At 61.2% G+C, this 20147-nt stretch carries 15 protein-coding genes; 5 read left to right on the forward strand and 10 right to left on the reverse strand.

Features of this window, described 5'->3' with window-relative positions; all coding sequences use genetic code 11:
• Positions 1-10: 10 nt before the first annotated feature.
• The 4 genes from IRY30_RS08990 to IRY30_RS09005 all read right to left on the reverse strand — a co-directional run bounded on the left by IRY30_RS08990 (position 11) and on the right by IRY30_RS09005 (position 6512).
• Complete coding sequence (locus tag IRY30_RS08990) at positions 11-1099, reverse strand: hypothetical protein (protein ID WP_194557266.1); 1089 nt, start codon at positions 1097-1099, stop codon at positions 11-13.
• Positions 1100-1152: 53 nt separating this feature from the next.
• Positions 1153-2991, reverse strand: coding sequence for a hypothetical protein (locus tag IRY30_RS08995; RefSeq protein ID WP_194557090.1), 1839 nt, complete (start codon positions 2989-2991; stop codon positions 1153-1155).
• Between the two features lie 6 nt (positions 2992-2997).
• Positions 2998-4023, reverse strand: a complete 1026-nt coding sequence (locus tag IRY30_RS09000; protein WP_309824340.1) for an iron-siderophore ABC transporter substrate-binding protein — start codon at positions 4021-4023, stop codon at positions 2998-3000.
• Between the two features lie 281 nt (positions 4024-4304).
• The gene (locus IRY30_RS09005) at positions 4305-6512 is read right to left on the reverse strand and encodes a YncE family protein (RefSeq protein WP_194557091.1); all 2208 of its coding nucleotides are present in this window, start codon (positions 6510-6512) and stop codon (positions 4305-4307) included.
• A gap of 308 nt (positions 6513-6820) precedes the next feature.
• On the opposite strand from IRY30_RS09005, the gene IRY30_RS09010 reads away from it, so the two are divergent.
• The 3 genes from IRY30_RS09010 to IRY30_RS09020 all read left to right on the forward strand — a co-directional run bounded on the left by IRY30_RS09010 (position 6821) and on the right by IRY30_RS09020 (position 11637).
• Positions 6821-7132 carry a rhodanese-like domain-containing protein gene (locus IRY30_RS09010; protein ID WP_194557092.1) on the forward strand — a complete coding sequence of 104 codons (312 nt, stop codon included), beginning with the start codon at positions 6821-6823 and terminating at the stop codon, positions 7130-7132.
• A gap of 69 nt (positions 7133-7201) precedes the next feature.
• Positions 7202-7672 (forward strand): MarR family winged helix-turn-helix transcriptional regulator, encoded by a 471-nt coding sequence (locus tag IRY30_RS09015; protein WP_194557093.1) that lies wholly within the window; start codon positions 7202-7204, stop codon positions 7670-7672.
• Between the two features lie 8 nt (positions 7673-7680).
• On the forward strand, positions 7681-11637 hold the full coding sequence (locus IRY30_RS09020) for a Pls/PosA family non-ribosomal peptide synthetase (protein WP_194557094.1): 3957 nt from the start codon (positions 7681-7683) through the stop codon (positions 11635-11637).
• On the opposite strand, the gene ppk2 is transcribed toward IRY30_RS09020, so the two are convergent.
• The 3 genes from ppk2 to groL form a co-directional block, all read right to left on the reverse strand.
• Positions 11634-12533, reverse strand: coding sequence for a polyphosphate kinase 2 (ppk2, locus tag IRY30_RS09025; protein ID WP_194557095.1), 900 nt, complete (start codon positions 12531-12533; stop codon positions 11634-11636). The two genes, IRY30_RS09020 and ppk2, sit on opposite strands and share 4 nt — an antisense overlap.
• Before the next feature lie 291 nt (positions 12534-12824).
• The gene (locus IRY30_RS09030; protein WP_194557096.1) at positions 12825-12962 is read right to left on the reverse strand and encodes a PorACj family cell wall channel-forming small protein; all 138 of its coding nucleotides are present in this window, start codon (positions 12960-12962) and stop codon (positions 12825-12827) included.
• Between the two features lie 574 nt (positions 12963-13536).
• Positions 13537-15180, reverse strand: a complete 1644-nt coding sequence (groL, locus tag IRY30_RS09035) for a chaperonin GroEL (RefSeq protein ID WP_194557097.1) — start codon at positions 15178-15180, stop codon at positions 13537-13539.
• Between the two features lie 285 nt (positions 15181-15465).
• Between groL and IRY30_RS09040 the strand changes: the two genes are divergently transcribed.
• Entirely contained in the window at positions 15466-16878 is a 1413-nt protein-coding gene (locus tag IRY30_RS09040) for a dipeptidase (RefSeq protein WP_194557098.1), read from the forward strand.
• Positions 16879-17094: 216 nt separating this feature from the next.
• Positions 17095-17736, forward strand: coding sequence for a hypothetical protein (locus IRY30_RS09045; RefSeq protein WP_194557099.1), 642 nt, complete (start codon positions 17095-17097; stop codon positions 17734-17736).
• Between the two features lie 21 nt (positions 17737-17757).
• Here IRY30_RS09045 and IRY30_RS09050 read toward each other — a convergent pair whose 3' ends face one another.
• The 3 genes from IRY30_RS09050 to IRY30_RS09060 all read right to left on the reverse strand — a co-directional run bounded on the left by IRY30_RS09050 (position 17758) and on the right by IRY30_RS09060 (position 20133).
• Positions 17758-18936, reverse strand: coding sequence for a glutamate--cysteine ligase (locus IRY30_RS09050; protein WP_194557100.1), 1179 nt, complete (start codon positions 18934-18936; stop codon positions 17758-17760).
• A 120-nt stretch (positions 18937-19056) separates the two neighbouring features.
• Positions 19057-19830 (reverse strand): LytR C-terminal domain-containing protein, encoded by a 774-nt coding sequence (locus tag IRY30_RS09055; RefSeq protein WP_194557101.1) that lies wholly within the window; start codon positions 19828-19830, stop codon positions 19057-19059.
• A 75-nt stretch (positions 19831-19905) separates the two neighbouring features.
• On the reverse strand, positions 19906-20133 hold the full coding sequence (locus tag IRY30_RS09060; protein ID WP_309824329.1) for a DUF3263 domain-containing protein: 228 nt from the start codon (positions 20131-20133) through the stop codon (positions 19906-19908).
• Positions 20134-20147 lie beyond the last annotated feature (14 nt).

A 20147-nucleotide genomic window follows, 5' to 3' on the forward strand; every position in this document is an offset into this window, starting at 1 on the left:
TGTTGTCCCGTTATTCTTCGTACAGGTAATCGTCACCGCTGCCGGTGTATCGGCGCCTCTGGTTCAACCACACATACGCGGCAACTCCAGCTAGGCCGACGATAAGAATCGCGCCGCCCACGTACATCCCGAAACGCGCAGAGCGAGCCCCGGTATTAGCTGCCAGCGCAGTGGTGGCCACGGTCGTGCCGTCTTGACCCACCACCACTTGCTCACCCGCGGCGAGATCGCCGCCCGCGCCGGTGGCCAGTACGTTTCCTGCCGCGTCCACCACATTGCCGTTTTCGTCCACGGTGCCCGCAGTGCCGGTCACGGTGCCACCATCCGCCAGTTGAACGGTGGCTGGAGATCCTCCCGCAGCAGATCCACCGGCAGTACTCGCACCCGCGGCACCAGCCACGCTGCTGGAGTTTACGGCAGCAGGCTTGGCCGCTGTCCCACCAGTGGCAGCTGCGCCCGGCGCGGTCACCCGGTTCTGAGCGGTACCCGTGCTGGTCTTTCCACCGGCTGTAGTGCCGCCAGTGGTTCCTCCCGTTGTGGCGCCGGTGGTACCCGTGCCCGTGGTGCCTCCGGTGGTTCCCCCAGTGGTGCCGCCAGTAGCTGCAGCGGTGACAGTGAAATTGGCAGAGCGGTTGGAATAGCCAACCACCCCATCCTTGGCCTTGGCCGAGGCCAAGAACCGCAGCCAGTGGCTTCCCTTGGCGATATTGGCGGGCAGCTTGATGGTGCCGCGTGCCGTACCGCTGGAATCGATACGCTGCTGGGCGGAGACTCCCGCGCCCTGCGTGGATTGATCACCCTGGCCCTTGCCGTCATCGATCTTCACCGAGACCACCTCGCCCGCCGGGAAACCGGAGACGGCGTAGCTCAGCGTATCCCCCGCTTTCAGCGAGGATGGGCTTACATTAGAGCTGGTACCGGGCGTATTGGAGTCATTGGCACCTCCCGGTGGAAGGGCCTCGGCAACTGGGATGGTCAGCAAGGCGGAGGCGCCCGCCAGGGCAATGCTCGCCAGCATCGCGCCCACTGCGCTCACCACGCCCGCCGAGCTACGCCGCCTGAAGACACCACTACGGGATGAAGAAAAAGTAGAACTCATCGAAATCTCACTAACTATTGCGAAGGAAAAGCGGAGGTCTAGAAACAAGCGAATTAAGCGCGGCGTCGATTCACAAAGACGTAGCCACCCATCGCCATGGCCTGCACCAATACCACCGCGCCCAGAATCATGAGCCAGTCATTGGTGCTGGTCAGTGGGCCGGATTTCGCTGCAGCCACGGGAGCTGCGGCACCGGTGGAGCTTTCCTGAGCGGCCAGATCGACCTTGATATCTGCCCGATCCCAACCGATCAGCTCGCCCGCACTGTCCTGCACGGCGATCTTGTACAAGCCGCTCTTCATGCCCACCAGGTCTGCGTAGACCTTGCCTTCTGCGTCTGTCTGCGCCCATCCCAAACCGATGGTTTCCTCGGGAGCATAGACGGTGAGGTAAACCCATTGGCCCTGCTGAGCGCCTTCGATGGCCACGTCGATCGCGGTGCCGTTCACGGTCACCTTCACGGGCCCGCGCATGTCATCTTTCAGGTCACGCATGCGCTCTACCGGAGGTTTCGGCACGTCCTGCGGCATGTCTTCGATGGGTGCGGCTTCCACGGCAGCGGCGTCCCCCACCACGGCTGGAGTGGTAGATCCGGTGGCCACTCCATCGATCACGGGAGCGCTGACCATCGCGGCACCCTCGGCAGTGACGATGTGCGGCACGTTCACAGCGCTCGCATTCTCGGGCAGGGTCAGCACTTCGCCCTGCTCTGCCACTCCGTCGGCTGGGTTTCCGTCAGCAGAATTCCCGTCAGTGGCTTCCGATCCCTTCTTGCTCTCCAGGTATTCGGCCCACTCGCCAATGGCCGAATTCAGCTCATTGACGCTGCTCACGAACACATCGCCGAGTTCTTGATAAGGCTTGGTAGTTCCATCCGGGTTGGTCTCTCCACCCTTGATGGTGGTCCAACCCAACACCTTGCCACCCGCACCCTGGCTCACGTCTTGCACCACGAACCTTCGGGTGCCTTCGCCCAAATCCTTACCGGCCACTGGCACAGTGAATTTCTTGTCCTTGTCCAGCTGGAAGTACTTGCCGCTCCACGGCGCGCGGGGTGAGGTGTCCGCGAGGTAGAGGGACGGGTAGACCCAATCGCCCTCCTTGCCCTTGGGCACGGTGACAACCCAGGCATTCTCTTTGATTTCGACGCCAAGCCCTCCCCCAGTAGCCGCCGTCAAATCATCATTGGGGCTGATCGGATCCGGGTCTGCGGTGGGTGCGTACTTGCCGATGACGAAACGATCCGCCTCGTTCGATTTCGGGTCACCTGTTTGCGCACTGCCGGTGAGCGCACGGATGGTGTGCTCACCTTCCGCCACGAAAGCTGGGTTAGAGCCATTCTTTCCCGCAGTGGTTCCATCTGGCAGCGGCATCTTGTACGTGAACGTGCCGTTGTGATCATCCGCCTTAACCTGCGCCCAGATAGTGCGGTTTTTATTCACGGAATCGTCCAGCCGGGAGATATTTCCTTCGTCGATCTTGAAGGAAACCAGCGCGCCACCAGAGATGGAGTTGCAGTATCCCTTGCCAGTGATGGTCAGGGTGTTATCGGCATTGGGATGATCTGCCGCATCGATGGTGGGCTTATCAGTGGTAGCAGCACACGTGACGGTGTCGGCGGTCTGCAGTGTGGAAGGCACCCCGTTGACCACCATGGAATCGGTGGAGATTTTTGAGTTCGGCTTCTGATCGGCAGCTACCTTGTTTTCCGAAGTGACCGAGGCAGGGCTCTCCCCAGTGGAGGTGTTGGTGATCTGCTCGGCTTGTGCCTGAGCCGTGGGCATTTCCACCGCGGTGGCGAAACCAGCGGTGGACAGGCACAGGCCCATCAGCGCGAGAGCTGCGGCACCCGACTTCAGCGGTGAGCGGGTGGTGGTTTGTGAGCGCTTCATGGGGTTTTAGGCCTTTTCGATCAGTAGTTTGTGGATGTCATCGAGAATGCGATTCATCAGCAGCGGGCCACCCGTGGAGGTCCACGCGGAACCATCAACGGGGTAAATGTGATCCTCTTTGTATGCTTTGAGCTCCGGGAAACCGGCCGTGGCTTCGGCTTGGGCCAATGCAGCTTCAGCGGCGGCGGTATCCGCTGTGCCACCCGCCTCTGGATTGGCCACGCTGGAACCTCCGAGGGTGCCGAAGAAGATGTAGTCGGCGTCGATATCCCGAAGGTTTTCTGCGGACACAGGCTCCGAATGACCACGCCCCTCCCGGTCCTGGTTGGCGGGCCGCTTCAGGCCGAGGTCCGTCAGTGCCACGCCGGCCGGGAGCTCCTTGAGGATCAATGCCGCGGAGTTGCCCTCCCAGCGCACGATGCTGAACGTGGAATCGGTGTATTCGCCCAGCTTGGAATGCATATCCGCGGTGCGGGCTTCGTAATCGGAAATGACCTGCTTGCCCTTGTCCGCGAGGTTCACGGCATCAGCCACCAGCTCAAAGTTGGTGCGCCAGTTACCGCCCGCGTTGCCGGTCATCACCACGGGGGCAATCTGCTTGAGTGAATCGATGACTGGCTGGTTGTTGTTGATCGAGGTGCCATCCACCAGGATCAGGTCCGGCTTGGCCGCTCCGATGGCTTCAAAGTTGGGCTGGGCCACGGTTCCCAGCACCTCGATGCCCTCGGCTTTGTTGCCCAGATATGAGCCAAAGGAGGATTGCCCGCGACCGGTCACCGCGCCGATTGGGGTGATCCCGAGCGCCAGCAAGCTATCCAGCGTGGGCTCAGAGAGGGAGACCACCCGCTCCGGCTTGGCTGGGACCTGCACGTCTTGGTCATTGATGTCCTTGACCGTGCGCGCTTCCCCCTTAACTTCCGGGCCGCTGCCACCATCCCCGCATGCGGAAAGAACTACAGCTCCGGTGGTGGCCAGAGCGGCCATGCTGCTCAGGCGGAAGAAACTTCTACGGTCAAGCTCGAAACGTGTCACGGCAAATTCTCAACATTCTTGTTAGGTGTGCGGCCTGAAATTTCCTGCGGGTTATCCATCGGGGATGCCCACTTGGTGTGTCCACTGGTGTGTTCACTGGGGATACTCACTGGGGATGTCCACAAGGCCGTACTCGCCAAATCCACTGCTACCCCGATGGAAGCGAACTCCGCCTTTGCACAAAGGTGGAGGTGTGGATGGTTGACGAGCACGGGCTTGCGGGCACCCCACCCCTTCCTCACCGTTCAGGTGTCGGTGAAGGAAGGGAAAGGTACTCGGTACTAGAGATTCAGCAGTGCGCGCAGCTGGCTGGGCAGCACGTTGACGTCGAACAATTTGTGATCAGCAGCGAACTTCAGCGCGCCCACGGCCGCTCCCACCAAGCCGGCACCAGCGGCCAAGCCAGCGAGCATCTTGAACACGGGAGAGTTGACTGCGTCGCTGGAGCTGCCGAGCCCGTCGAGGGATCCCAGCAGGCCATCGCCCTTGTAAGAGATCTTGGTGACCTGATCCTTGGTCGAGCCATCAGCACCAGCTAGGGATGCCTTGTTCACCACGTAGATGTTTCCGCGGTTATCCACGGCAGCGTGGTTTCCATTGCGGCCCACTTTCAGGTTGCCCACAACCTTGAAGTTCTTGGTGTTGATGATGGAGGCAGTACCTGCACCGCGGTTCGTGGCCACCACCACGTTGTTCTTTGGTTCAAAGACCACGTTGAGTGCCCCGCCGCCCACTGGGATGTCAGCAACGACCTTGTTCTGGGTGGTGTTGAAGACCAGCACGTTGTCCACACCCTGGTTGGCGATGTAGAGGTTCTGGTTCTCGGCATCCCACGCCACGCCAGATGGGGTGACCGCGCGTTCGGCAGGCAGGGCGTAGGTAGTGACTGCGTTTCCGGAGCGGGTAGCGATCTTGTACGCCGTGGCTGCATTCCGGTTCACCGTGTAGAGATCGCCGGTGGCTTGATCCATGGTCAGGGACATCGTGTTATCCACGCCGGTAATGGTTTCTACCTTGGAACCCTTGTTGTCCGCACCCAGCTGGAAAACTTCAATTCCGGTACCGGTTGGCTTAGAAACATAAGCTTTACCAGTGGTTTCGTCCACGACCACATCACGGGAATGTTCGGCCAAGCCCGGCTCGCCCTGCCAGATGAGGTCGAGGGTGGAAGCCCGGTAGGCAGCCACAGTGTCATTACGGGTGTTGGTGACCCAGAGGACATCGCGCGTGTTGTCCACGGCCACACCGAACGCGCCATTCAGAGATGGCTTTTCTGGAGTGTTTTCAGGGGCTGGAGCTGGGGTTACAGTCTTCTTCACCTTGAGGGTGTCTGCATCCAGCTTGTAAATGCTGGCGTTTGTAATTGGTGCGCGACCGGCAGTGCGACTAACGATCAGCGTGTTGTCCTGAGCGAAGTACGCGGACTGGTACAGACCGGAATCCAGATCCTGCCGGGTGACGGTGAAGTTGCGAATGTTGAGCTCGACTTCAGCAGGAGCAACCTTGGCGGTAGTGGTGTAGCGGACTGCCTTGCCGTCCAGCGTGTAACCCACGACGATTGCCGTGCCTACCTTGGCATCCTTGGCCACGGTGTAGTTGACGGTGGCCTCGCCCTTTTCGGACGCTTCTACCTTTTCGGCGGTCCAGTTCTTTCCTTCTTCGACGCCAACAAAATCCACAACAGCGCCCTTCGGCAGGCCCTTAACGAGTACCTTGCCTTCGGTTCCCGGAGCGCGTCCGGTACCTGCGGTGTTCGCGACCTTGGCAGAGAAGCTGGTGCTCAGCTTCACGTCCGCGGGAGGCGTGGTTGGGGTGGTGCTGGTCGGTTCAGTAGTGGCTGGCTCGGTGGTGCTCGGAGCCGTAGTGGTTGGGGTAGTCGGCTCAGTGGTGCTTGGCGCGGTCGTGGTTGGTTCACTCGGCGCGGTGGTAGTTGGAGCGGTGGTGGTCTGCTCGGTTGGAGCGGTAGTGGCGCTAGCTTCTTCGACCTTGAACCACTCCACGCGAGAAGCGGCGGGGCCTTTATCCTGCCCGGCGAGAGCCCGAATCCAGTAGTAACCAGGCTGCAAATCCGCAGGTAGACGGAGTTTCGCGGTGAAGGAAGACTCGCTTGTCCATTCCTTAGCTGAAAGTCGGATCGCTCGGCCAGAACCTGTGGCGTTTCCAGCCTGGTCTTTTTGATCCGGCCAGTTGATGTTTCCATCATTGATCAGGAAGCTAACAAATCCATCAGTTGGGCGCTTTTCGTATCCGGTGCCCTCGAGTTCCAAAAGCCCACCTGGCACTACGGAGGGTGCGACGGTTTTGAGTTCACCCTGCCCATTTGTTTCATTGGGCTTCGCCCCGGTGACAGAAACTCCGTTTTCAGGAGCAGGGATTGCGGTGGCCGCGGGAGCCGCAATGACGGCGGTCCCGGAGGTGATGACTGCTGCGGTCAGGAGCGCAGAAATGGCACGTTTGCCAGCAACGCGGCTGGCGTTGAGAGACTTCATGGGAGGTGTTGATCCTTGGGGAAAACGAACGCGATTCTCCTAGGAGGTGAATCGTCGCCCTGATGACGCTTCTCTCGGGGTTGAGACGCAGGAAACGGCAATGAGGTTGGTGAGCTGGTGTTTCTTTCCGTGTGTGCGGCACGGTTCAGCATCAGGAGTGATCATAAAAATTGCCATTAGGTTAGTCAAGCCTAATTGATGTAAGCCTAACTTAATCCTGATTTAGACCTGGCAAGAATCGCATACCCACCTGCCGAAACACGGGGATTTAGGCACACCGCCCCCTCTACCCCCTACGATGGTTGAACATGAGCGACTTTGAAACAGTGCAACCAACCGAAGTTCCCGCCGATGCCCAACTGGTGGATATCCGCGAAACCGATGAATATGCCCAGTGGCACGCCAAGGGCGCGATCAACCTGCCCCTCTCCGAGCTACAGGCTCGGTACGGCGAGCTGGATCTGAACGAAGACATCTACCTCATCTGCCTCTCCGGTGGACGCTCCGCGCGAGCCGCGCAGTGGCTGTCCACCAACGGCATCGAGGCCATCAATGTGGCCAACGGCACCGCCGGCTGGCGCGATGCCGACCTGCCCATGGTTTACCCAGAAGACAAGTAGTTCCTCGCTAAATAATGGGGATTGCCTACAGTTAGACAATTCCCACTGTATGGGACTATTCTGGGTCACATGCATGAAACTCTCCCACTCCCGGCAGATCTCCTCAGTTCTCCGTCTTTCCAGCTGGAAAGACTGCGCAGACGCACCCGCGAATTCGTGGAAACCGCGCTGCAGGAACATGGGTTTAACCTGCGGGAGTACTGGGTGCTCACGTGCTTGGTTGATGGCGACGCCGCCTCCCAAGCCACCCTCGGAGAAATCCTGGGTGTAGACCGCTCGGACATGGTCCGGCTCGTGGATTCCCTGGAAGATCGCCAATTGGCGAAGCGGGTCAAGGATCCGAAGGATCGACGCCGCCAAATCATCTCCGTGACCAAAAAGGGCACCAAGGCCTACGCACAACTGCGCCCGCTGGTCACCACCGCGGAAGACAAAGCGCTGGATGAATCCACCTCCAAGCAGCTCAAGCACCTGCGCAAGCTAGCCAAGTCCATCATCGCGGCGGATGCTCCCGATGCCATCGAGGGATCCAAGGACTAATCACACCCATGACCCAATCCTCAGATAACTCTGCCCAAAATAGCCCTAGCCAAAACATCCCGCCCCAGTACCTCCGCGCTGCCGAGGCCCCCGCGCCCCGCACGCTGCTCGACGTCCTGCGCGCCACCACCGAACGCTATCCGGAAGCCCCGGCGATCGATGATGGCCACGGGATCGTCACCTATTCCGAGCTCCTCGCTGAGGTCACGGAAACCGCCGAGACCCTGGCCGCCCAGGGCATCCGCCGGGGCGATCGCCTGGGTATCCGCATGCCCAGCGGTCAGCGCAGCCTGTATATCGCCATCCTCTCCACCATCGCGGCCGGCGCAGCTTATGTCCCGGTAGACGCAGATGACCCCGAGGAACGCGCAGAATTAGTCTTCGGCGAGGCGGACGTGCAGGGCATCTTCACTGCCGATGGTCTGCAATTGAGCACTCCGGCTGAGGAGCTGCGGCGTCGGGAAAACACCCTGACCGGCCCGGATCTGGACACGGACGCCTGGATCATCTTCACCTCTGGCTCCACCGGCAAGCCCAAGGGCGTGGCCGTGAGCAACCGGAGCGCGGCGGCCTTCGTGGATGCCGAGGCGGAAATGTTCCTCCAGGCTGAACCATTGGGCCCGGAGGATCGCGTGCTCGCGGGATTGTCCGTTGCTTTCGACGCCTCCTGCGAGGAAATGTGGCTGGCCTGGGGAAATGGCGCTTGCTTGGTGCCCGCCCCGCGTTCTTTGGTCCGCTCCGGTGTGGACCTGGGACCATGGCTGATCTCTAAGGACGTCACCGCCGTCTCCACTGTTCCCACCCTGGCGGGACTGTGGCCGGATGAGGCTCTCGATGCCGTGCGCCTGCTCATCTTCGGCGGTGAAGCATGCCCGCCGGAACTGGCTGCACGTCTGGCCACTGATACCCGTGAGCTGTGGAACACGTACGGCCCCACCGAGGCGACCGTGGTGGCCTGTGGAACCACGATGGACGGAATCAATCCCGTCTCCATCGGCCTGCCTTTGCGCGGCTGGGATCTGGCCGTGGTCAACGCGGACAACCAGCCCGTGGCCATGGGCGAGGTCGGCGAGCTGATCATCGGTGGTGTGGGCCTGGCCCGCTATTTGGATCCGCAAAAGGATGCGGAGAAGTTCGCTCCCATGCCGGAACTCGGCTGGGAACGCGCCTACCGCTCGGGTGATCACGTGCGGCTGGAAGAAGATGGTCTGTACTTCGTGGGTCGCGTGGATGACCAGGTGAAGATCGGCGGGCGTCGCATTGAGCTCGGTGAAGTAGACGCCGCCCTCAGCGCCCTGGATAACGTCCGCGGTGGTGCCGTGGTGGTGCAGACCACCGGCGGTGGAGACAAAGTCCTGGTGGGTTACATCTCCCCCGAGGAAGGCTCCGCGGAGGAATTCGATACCGCCGCTGCCATGACTCAGCTGCGGGATAACCTCCCTGCAGCCATGATCCCGCGCCTGTGCGCGCTGGATTCCCTGCCCGTCACCACCTCCGGCAAAGTGGATAAGAAGGCCCTGCCGTGGCCACTGCCTTCTCATGGCGAGGCGGAGTTTGAAACTCCGACGCAGGAATGGCTCGCCGGGTTGTTCTCCGACGCGCTGGGCACGTCTGTATTGTGCCCCGATGTGGACTTCTTCACCCTCGGTGGCACCTCTTTGGCAGCGGCCACGCTGATCGCGAGGGTTCGCGAGCGCGCACCGGAGGTATCCGTGCGCGACCTCTACGATCACGCCCGCTTGGGTGCGTTCGCTGCACACGTGGATGAATTCCTAGGTGATACCGCAAACACTGCACCTCAGGCTGAACTTCCACCGGTCAAGCCCGTGGGCATGGGCACGCGCATCGCGCAGGCACTCATTCAGATTCCCGCCATGACCTTGGCCGGTGCGCAGTGGGTGACGTGGCTGCTGGTGGCCAACGGCGCACTGCACGCTGCTGGCTCAGGTGTAAGTGTCGTGGGTTCCGTGCCTACCGTGGATATCTCCTGGTGGCTGATCCTGCTGTCCGTGCTCATTTTCGCCACCCCGCTGGGTCGCCTGCCGCTGTCTGCCCTGCTGATCCGCGCGATCACCACCGGCATCAAGCCCGGTACGTATCCACGCGGCGGCTCGGTACACCTGCGCATCTGGGCGGCCGAACGCTTGGCTAACACCGCTGGTGCTCGCGATGTCTCCGGTGCCACCTGGATCACCACCTATGCGCGCTGGCTGGGCGCGGATGTGGGCAAGGGCGTGCAGCTGCACACCCTGCCACCCGTCACGGGCCTGCTCACCCTGGGCGATTACTGCTCCGTGGAGCAGGAAGTGGATATCTCCACCTACTGGGTGGAGCGCGATCAGCTGCACGTGGGCGAGATCGAAATCGGTGCGGAAGCCTCCATCGGTGTGCGCAGCACCATCTTCCCCGGTGCCCGCATCGGCGAGGGTGCCTCGGTGGAAGCCGGCAGCGCCGTGACCGCCCGCAAGAAGGTCAAGGCCGGTGCCCGCTGGGCTGGCTCCCCTGCCCGCAAGGTGGGCAAGGTGCGCAATCACTGGCCGCAGGAGGCTCCTCCCCGCAAACCGATGTGGGTGGGCATTTATGGCGTCACCTCAATCTTGCTTTCCCTGCTCCCACTGGTCGCGGTGGTTAGCGGCGCAGGCTTTGTGCTGTGGGCGCTCACCTTGAGCACCTCTGCGGGCGCCTCTTTCGCTGAGCTCTTCGTGCACTCCGTGCTCTGGGGAGCCCTGGCTGGCCTGCTGGTTTTCGCCGTATACATGGGACTGACCTGGCTCTTGGTACGCGCACTCTCCGTCGGCCTGCAGCCCGGTGTGGTGCCGGTGCGCTCGGCTCGAGGCTGGCGCATCTGGACCGTGGAGCGTCTCATGGACGCCGCCCGCACCCACCTCTTCCCCCTTTATGCAGCGCAGCTCACCCCAATGTGGTTCCGCAGCCTGGGCGCGCAGATCGGCAAGGACGCGGAAATCTCCACCGCCGTGATGGTGCCTCGCTTCGCAGAGGTGAAGGAAGGCGCATTCCTGGCCGATGACACCATGGTCGGCGGCTACGAACTCGGCGGCGGTGGCTGGATGCTCTCCGGCCGCACCCGCGTGGGCAAGCGCAGCTTCCTGGGCAACTCGGGAATCGCCGGCCCAGAACGCACCTTGAAGAAGAACTCCCTGGTCGCCGTACTTTCCTCCACCCCGAGGAAGGCAAAAGCAGGCACCAACTGGATGGGCTCGCCGCCTGAGAGGTTGCGTCGAGTAGAAGTGGAATCCGAAGGCGATTCACGCACCTACAACCCCACGTTCGCGCTCAAGGCAGCCCGAGGCCTGGTGGAAACCCTGCGCCTGCTGGCCCCGATGGTTTCCGCCATGTTGTTCGTGGGCACCCTGGCCGCCATGCAATGGGTGCTGGTCAACCACGGAGTTGAGGTCCTCTTTGCGACGTCAGGTCTCATCCTCATCGCGACTGGCTTCTTCGCTGCCCTTGTCACGATCGCAATGAAGTGGCTGTGCGTACAGAAGATCAATGCTGGTGAGCACGTGCTGTGGAGCCGCTTCGTGTGGTTCAACGAGCTACAGGATCAGTTTGTGGAAACCGTGGCTGGGCCGTGGTTCCTCTCGCACACCATGGGCACGGGCAGCCTGAACATGTTCCTGCGCGCGCTCGGCGCCAAGGTGGGCCGGGGTGCGTGGATGGATTCCTACTGGCTGCCGGAAGCGGACCTGATCAGCATCGGCCGGGGCGCCACCGTGGGCCCAGGTTGTGTGGTGCAGACCCACCTGTTCCAGGATCGCGTGATGAGCTTGGACACCGTCAGCGTGGGCGAGGGCGCCACGATGGGCCCACATTCCGTGGCGCTTCCCGCTTCAGCATTGGCGCAGGATGCAACAGTAGGCCCTGCCTCCCTGGTGATGCGCGGCGATCATGTTCCGGCAAATACCAAGTGGCAGGGCAACCCCATCGAGCTGTGGCGTGACTAGTCGCCGATCTGGTCGCGTCCGCGCTTCACGATCTTCGGGTCTGGCTCGCCGACCACTTCGTGATCCTTGTCCGTGTACTCGAACTTGCTGAGCACGTAGCGCATCGCGTTGAGGCGAGCGCGCTTCTTGTCATTGGACTTGATGGTGATCCACGGAGACTCGTTGGTGTCCGTGTAACGGAACTGCTCTTCCTTAGCGCGGGTGTAATCTCCCCAACGATCCAGGGAAGCTAGGTCCATGGGGGAAAGCTTCCACTGACGCACTGGGTCAACCTGGCGGATGGCGAAGCGAGTGCGCTGCTCCTTGCGGGTCACGGAGAACCAGAACTTGGTCAAGGAGATGCCCGAGCCCAGGATCATGTTTTCCAGCATGGGGACCTCGCGCAGGAACTCAGCGTGCTGAGATTCCGTACAAAAGCCCATCACGCGCTCCACACCAGAACGGTTGTACCAAGAGCGGTCGAAGAAGACGATCTCTCCGCCAGCTGGGAAGTGCTCGATGTAGCGCTGGAAGTACCACGAGGTGGACTCACGTGGGGAAGGCTTTTCCAGGGCGACGATGCGCGCGCCACGGGGGTTGAGGTGCTCGTTGAAGCGCTTGATGGTGCCACCCTTACCGGCGGCATCGCGACCTTCGAAGAGGATGATGTGGCGCTGGCCGGTTTCCTTGGTCCAGTTCTGCCACTTCAGCAGCTCGATCTGCAGGGAGCGCTTGGTCTTCTCATACTCTTCGCGGCTCATGCGCTCGTCGTATGGGTACTGATCGCGCCAGGTATCCACGCGGTGACCATCAGGGGTGATGAGTACGGGATCATCCTCATCGGAATCGTCGACCAAGTAGCCCTCGGTGGCGGCGAGATCTACATCGTGGAAATCGTCCTGGTTCTCATCAGCCATGGTGGCGCTCCTTAATTCGGTGCATTTCGGTGAACTATGCTGCAGTTTGTTGGGGTCATGCTGGGGCGTGGCGGAAACCTCACCCGTTCTTTTCGCAGGCTTCATCTTATCGTGATCTGGCACTCCCCCGCCGGTCGAATGAGACCCCGCTCCCCCTTTTGCCCGAAAGGCATGCCACGCAGAGGGTCAGCACCCAATAGAGCGGAAACCTGGGATATCCGGGCATAGAAAAATCCCAGCAACCGAAGTTGCTGGGATTTTCAGGTTTAGCCGTGATGGCTAAAACTGCAATTAGGCAGCTGCAGCGGTCCACTTGGTGATAACACCGATGACATCGAAGATGCCGGAGAACAGGTCGCCCAGTCCGCCGAAGATGTCGCCGAAGCCTGCGAAGAAGTCGCCGAGCTGCTCTACGATTGCGTAATCCATGTTTTTCTCCCTTATCAGAGGCGTCACATTCGAGTGTCGAATGGACATTGTGTTTTGGTTTTCCCTGACGCCCCCGGTGAGGCTGTCTGCGGATTACTTTAATCGCTTGCGCAGAGCATTCAACCGCTGGAGCCAAGCAATTTTCAGCTGGTGCTAGAACAACTCACAGGATCCGCGCATTTATTTTCGGCACTCAGCGCAGTCTTTGCAGGTAGACAGCAAATTCGACACCCATCATTTCGGGACAGTTCTCAACCACCTCAACTACCCCCGTCCACCACCCCCGATTTGCGCCCTCAACCCCCTATTAACCTGCCGTTAATTTTGAATATGTGGAGCGTTCATTTACCGAGCGCTCCCGCTCCTGCCAGACAAACCAAAAGTAATAATTGCGCGCACGCTGCGATAATGCGCCAGAGTTCTAGAACCCACAATTATCCGGATCCGATTAAGGGAACCCTTACCACGCCTCCTGAACCTCTTGGAGCAAAACGCAAAAAACACTGCCCGCACCCATTGGGCGCGAGCAGTGTGTAACGCTTTGAGAAAAGCGTGCAAACGGGCTTGAGGGGGCTTAGAAACCGCCCATGCCACCCATCTCATCAGCACCTGGCATAGCTGGTGCCTCTGGCTCTGGCTTGTCCGCCACCACTGCTTCGGTGGTGAGGAACAGAGCCGCGATGGAGGCCGCGTTCTGCAGTGCAGAGCGGGTCACCTTCACTGGGTCGGAGATGCCCGTCTCCAGCAGATTCACGTACTCGCCGGTTGCAGCGTTCAGGCCCTGGCCCACTGGAAGGTGGGAGACCTTGTCCACAACCACGCCTGGCTCCAGGCCAGCGTTGTGAGCGATCTGCTTCAGTGGAGCAGACAGTGCGGAACGCACGATCTGCACGCCGGTGGCTTCATCGCCCTCGAGTCCTAGACCATCGTCCAGAACGTGGGCGGCCTGCAGCAGTGCAGCGCCACCGCCGGCAACGATGCCCTCTTCAGCAGCAGCCTTAGCGTTACGCACTGCATCCTCGATGCGGTGCTTGCGCTCCTTCAGCTCCACCTCGGTGGCAGCGCCAACCTGCAGCACAGCCACGCCACCGGAGAGCTTGGCAACGCGCTCCTGCAGCTTCTCGCGGTCGTAATCGGAGTCAGCGTTCTCGATCTCCTGGCGGATCTGCTTCACGCGACCAGCCAACTGCTCTGCGGAGCCGCCACCATCAACGATGGTGGTGTCATCCTTGGTCACAACCACCTTGCGGGCGGTGCCCAGCAGTGGCAGATCAGCGGTCTCGAGGGAGAGACCAACCTCTTCGGCGATAACCTGTCCGCCGGTGAGGATAGCGATGTCCTGCAGCTGTGCCTTACGACGATCGCCGAAGCCCGGAGCCTTGACGGCCACGGACTTGAAGGTCCCACGGATCTTGTTCACCACGAGGGTGGACAGGGCTTCGCCCTCGAGATCCTCAGCCACGATCAGCAATGGCTTGCCGGACTGCATGACCTTCTCCAGCAGAGGAAGCAGGTCCTTGACGTTAGAAATCTTGGAGCTCACCAGGAGGATGTATGGGTCTTCCAGTACTGCTTCACCGCGCTCGATGTCGGTGGCGAAGTAGCCGGAGATGTAGCCCTTGTCGAAACGCATACCTTCGGTGACCTCGAGGGTCACGCCGAATGCGTTGGACTCTTCAACGGTGATCACACCGTCCTTGTTCAGCTGGCCATCGCCCACGCGGTACATGGCCTCGGCGATCAGCTTGCCGATTTCCTCATCAGCAGCGGAGATGCCGGCGGTTGCGGCGATCTGCTCCTGGGTCTCGATCTCCTTGGCGGAGCTCAGCAGCTCCTGGGTGACCTTCTCCACGCCAGCCTGGATGCCGCGCTTGATGCCCATTGGGTTGGAGCCTGCAGCCACGTTGCGCAGACCTTCGCGCACCAGTGCCTGAGCCAGGACGGTTGCGGTGGTGGTGCCGTCGCCAGCAACATCATCGGTCTTCTTGGCGACTTCCTTGACCAGCTCTGCGCCGATCTTCTCGTATGGATCCTCGAGCTCGATCTCACGAGCGATGGTGACACCGTCGTTAGTAATGGTTGGGGCGCCCCACTTGCGCTCCAGGACGACGTTGCGTCCCTTCGGGCCGAGGGTTACCTTAACCGCGTCTGCCAGGGTGTTAAGACCCCTCTCCAGACCGCGGCGTGCTTCTTCGTCGAATGCAATCATCTTAGCCATGTGGCTGTGATCCTCCGTTTGGTTTTGCGACACGTGCGGTTCAGAGTCAGCGCCCGCGACGGCACGAACGGACGAATGTCGCGACATCCATTCTCACTGCTTCTGATGGTGCGTTTATTGGCACTCGAATGCTCCAAGTGCTAACCACCGTTTTAGCACTCCCCCTATGCGAGTGCAAGATTTGCGCGTGCTCGCCTCAACTTTGCGCACGGCACCCTCCTGTCCCGAGCTCAGGCCCGCTACATCTTGCCCAGCCTGTCTTGGCCGGGGAGTACCGTGTGAGACATGAATACTGCATTACCTTCTACCGCTGATCAGATCACCCCGGAGCTCACCAAGGAGCTCATCGATTCCCAGCTGCCGTTTATCTGGGATTCGCTCAAGGAACTCGTGGCCTTCCAGTCCGTGCACTCCGTGCCGGGTCTGGAGGAGCACAATGCCGGAGCAGCGCAGTGGTGCGTGGATCAGTTCCGCGCCGCGGGCATCCCCGTGGAATCCATCACCACCACCGATGGCTCCAGCGCCGTGATTGGCCTCAAGGAAGCCGCAGAGGGTTACCCCACCATTTTGCTGTATTCACACTTTGACGTGCAGCCTAGTGGCGTCGAAAAGGATTGGACCAGCGATCCCTGGACCCTCACCGAGCGAGATGGTCGCTGGTACGGCCGTGGCGCCGCCGATTGTAAGGGTCATGTGGTCATGCACCTGGCCGTGTTGCGGGCGCTTCGTCAGTTGATCGACGCCGGCTCCTCTCAACTCGACAACCTCGGCATCCGCGTGGTGGTGGAGGGCTCCGAGGAGCGCGGTGGGTACGGCCTGGAGGATCTCCTGGAGTCCCAGCCGGAACTCTTCCGCGCGGATACTTTCCTTATTGCCGATAGTGGCAACGACGAGCTCGGTCTGCCCAGCTTGTGCACGGCTTTGCGCGGTTCCGCTCCCGTGACTGTGGAACTGCGGACCATTCAGCAGCCCATGCACTCCGGTCAATATGGTGGCGCTGCCCCGGATGCACTGCTGGAGCTCATTGCGTTGCTGGGCACCCTGCACGATGAAAAGGGAATGTTGGCAGTGGATGGACTGGCTTCCTCCGCGGTCTGGGAGGGCGCGGGCCCCGATGCGGCTGCCTTCCACCGCAATGCGGGCGTATTAGAAGGAGTCAACGTGCTTGGCGCGGATGAGGGCCTGGCACCCAATGACCTCACGGTCATGCGCCCCTCCATTACCGTGACGGGCCTGGATTCCCTCAGCGTGGCGGATGCCATCAACGCCGTTCCCGGCCGCGCCGCGGCGGAAATCAGCCTGCGCGTACCACCCGGAATGGATCCACAGACCGCGCAGGACGCGCTGGTTGCACACCTGGAGAAGCATCAGCCCAACGCGCAGATGGAGATCACCCGCGGCGTGCAGGCGCAGGCTTTCCGCGCGGATACCTCCGGCCCCGCGCTGCAGCGTTTCCTAGGCGCGCTGGGCGATGTTTACGGGCACAAGGCCGAGCAGACTGGCAGCGGCGGCTCCATCCCGCTGACCAATAAGCTGCTCACCGCCTACCCAGATTCTGAGCTGGCGCTGTTCGGCATTGAAGAACCACAATGTCGCATTCACAGTGCCGATGAGTCTGTTGACCCTTCGGAAATCGTGCACATTGGTGCCACTGAGCTGCTGTTTTTGGCCCGCACAGCAGTGGAGAACAAGGCTTAAGCTCCGCCCGCCTATCTCACCAGATGGGAAACTTGCGCTCACTCTATGGTTTGCACTAGGTTTAATTCCCATGAGCAACATTCTTATGCGAGTACCCAACCCGGGTGGAGGCGAGGACTGACCCCTCCATATCCGGGGTTAGCGTCAACCGCATGAGCGTCGGTCCAGATAGAAAGTCACCCACATCTGACCTTGAGAAGGACCGGCACCCACACAATGTTTGCAGAAGATGAAGGCACCATGAACGCCACCACCATGATCCGTTTCGCTCGCGCGGAATCAGACTGGGATCGCCCCGTTTACACTCTGACGCGAGATGCACAAAGCCCCACGGCTCGCCGCTCCACCGCGAAGACCTACTCCACGCAGTCCGCCACGCGCATTGAGAAGCGACGCCAGCGCACCCGCACCTTCGCCGAAGATCCTTTCCGCGCTCGGTTCGGCCTGCGCCTTCCCAGCGGAATGCGCCAGGAAGCCCGTGGCATGGAGTGGAAGCAGTTCATTTCCACCTACGCCCCCTCCCCCATCCGCGTTGAGCACCTGCGCGCGAACCGACTGCGCGCTGGCCGCCACGAATACCAGATGAGCATCACCGGGCTGAATAGAGAGGGTTGCGGCACCAAGGTGTCCATCACCTCGATGGGCGCATCTTCCGCAATGACCCAGATCCTGGCGGATCACGGTTACCGCGTGGAGATCCTGCAGTTCCACCAGTACGACATCTTCGAGGCCACCGTCACCTTCATCTACACCACGCACAAGTCCAAGCGGGCGTGGGCAGTGGGCTTCGGCGCGAGCCGGGATCACTCCATCGCCAACGCGTTGTGCGCAGCGGCTTCCCGGCTCTACGAGCTCTAGGCTCCTCGCAGCCGCGAGTGTTTAGACGCTCTTGCGCAGGGTCTCCACGGTGAGATCCACTGCTGCCACCCAGGCCTCTGGCTGGGTAAAGCCCTGCTCCGCGCCCACATCGCCACGGGTGCGGGTGCCAGGCTCCAGCGCAGCTCCCGCTTCGCGGGCAGCTCGGCGCTGCAGCTCATAATCGCCACCGCGCTCCACCAGGCGCAGCACATCGCGCAGTTCCGCGGCGCATCCCAGCTCTTCAGCCAGAGGTGTCAACTTCTCCACCCACGCCTTGAGGTCATCCTTGACCCACTTCTCGGTGGTATCCCGGTCGGTGATGATCTCCGCGTCCAAGCCATAGCGCGCTGCGCGCCACTTGTTCTCCGCAATATGCCACGGCTGGAGTGTGGGTAGGGTCTCGCCGGCGTCGAAAAGCCTTTCAAAATGAACCACCAAACAGTGCGTGTACGCGCAGATGGCGGCCAGTTCCCAGACGGCCATGGTGGCGTCCGCGAAACGGACCTCGACGGTGCCGTAGGTGGAGGGGCGCACGTCGAAGTGCCAAGAACCCGTGTGGTTGATCACGCCAGACTTATCGGTATCCGCGTTGAACTGCTCCCACTCCTCCCAATTGGCGAATTGGTACGGGGTTCCGGCGGTGGGCAGCTGCTGGTAGAGCAGCGTGCGGTTGGAGGCGTAACCGGTGTCCAGTCCCTCCCAGGCGGGAGAGCTGGCGGAAAGTGCCAGGATGTGCGGGTAGTGGGTCATCATCGCGTTGATGACCGGCCACACCTTGTCCTTGGAACCGACGCCAACATGTACATGAATGCCCCAGATGATCATCTGGCGGCCCCAATACTGGGTGCGCTCGATGATCTCCTGGTAGCTGTTCTTCTGGCTGAGCTGCTGATCTCCCCAATCCGCGAAAGGGTGGGTACCGGCGGAGAACAGCTGCACGCCCAGCTCATCGGCGCAGATGAACAGCTGCTGGAGCTGTTCGCGAAGATCCTCCACCGCGTTGGGGATGGTCTCGTGCACACCGGTGACCATCTCCACGGTGTTGGCCAGGAACTCGCGGGTCACTCGGTGGCCGGGGAACTTCTGATCCATCAGTTCCAGCAGCTCAGCGGCCAGCGGCGTGAGGTTGCGTGTGTGCGGATCCAGCAGGGCAACTTCCCATTCGATGCCAACGGTGGGCCGGGAACCTGGGAAATCCATTGAGCGGTCCTTCGATCGAGGATGATGGGTGCCGAATGTTCAAGCTTCACGGCACGATTAATGCAGCACTCTGCAGTATATCCGCAGTCCCGAACCGCGCCTCAACTAGCGGGGCTTCAACTAGCGGGGCATGTCGTTGGTGGTCACCACCACCACTGCGGTGGGACCTTCACCCTCCAGCATGTGGGCATTGGCCAGGCGGCCATCGATTTCTGGGTTGCGCACCTCTGCGCGAATGCCCAGATCCTTGGCCAGCTGCTCGGCGGCTGCCTTCGCGCTGGCATCGTTGCCTGGGTAGAACACTGCGGAGTTAGGGAATGCACCCTGGGTATCCGGCAGGTTGCCAAAGCTGGTCTTGCTCCACTGCTCACCTTTCAGACGCTTGGCGGTATCCCCCGCCAAACCCTGAATTGGGCTGTTGTTCAGCACGGTGATGCGCTGCTCTGCCTTATTCACCGCGCCCTGCTGAGCCGCACCACCCTGGGCTGCACCTGCCTCTGGGTTCTGACCCGCGGGAGCGCTTTCCTGGGCGGAGCTGGCCGCGCCATTGGATTCTGCCGGGGTTCCCGGCGCGCTGCTCTGCGGCTGATTAGTGGGCTGGTTGGTGGCCGCTGGCTGGCTGGCGCTGGTCACCGCAGCGTTATTGTCCGCCGCATCATCATCGCCACCGAACAGGCTGAAAGCACCCCAGCCCACCAGCACAATGCCCACCGCAAGCAGGATCATTCCGAGTCCGCGCATCGGCACGGCGCTGCCAGATCGGCCCGACTCAGCGGGGATGGCAGAGCCGTCTTCAGTATCTTCGTAGTCCGCAGGGGCATCCTCGAAGGCGAAAGCTTCGTCGAAGCTATCGTCGTCGTCGAGGGAATGGCGTGGTCGATTCGAATCAGTCACGCACCAATATTAACTCTCGTCACATGAGTCACAAGCCACGACACGCTGAAGCTGGCGTCGAAAAATAAGAAATGTTTAAGACTCATCCCCGCGGCGTCGCAACAACATGCGCACCGTCACCGGGTCATAATCCAGCGCTTCCGGGCGTTCAATCAGCGCGTTGAGCTGCTGGAAGTACCGCACCGGAGGCACCCCGAATTCCTGCCTGATCCGCTCGGCCTTGTTGCTGCGCTGAGTCCACCAGCGACGCTCAAAATCCAGCATCGACCGCTCACGCTCATTCAACTCCGGCAGATTTTCCACGGTGCTCATTCTAG

It is taken from the genome of Corynebacterium suicordis DSM 45110, from assembly GCF_015351405.1.
Classification (GTDB): domain Bacteria; phylum Actinomycetota; class Actinomycetes; order Mycobacteriales; family Mycobacteriaceae; genus Corynebacterium; species Corynebacterium suicordis.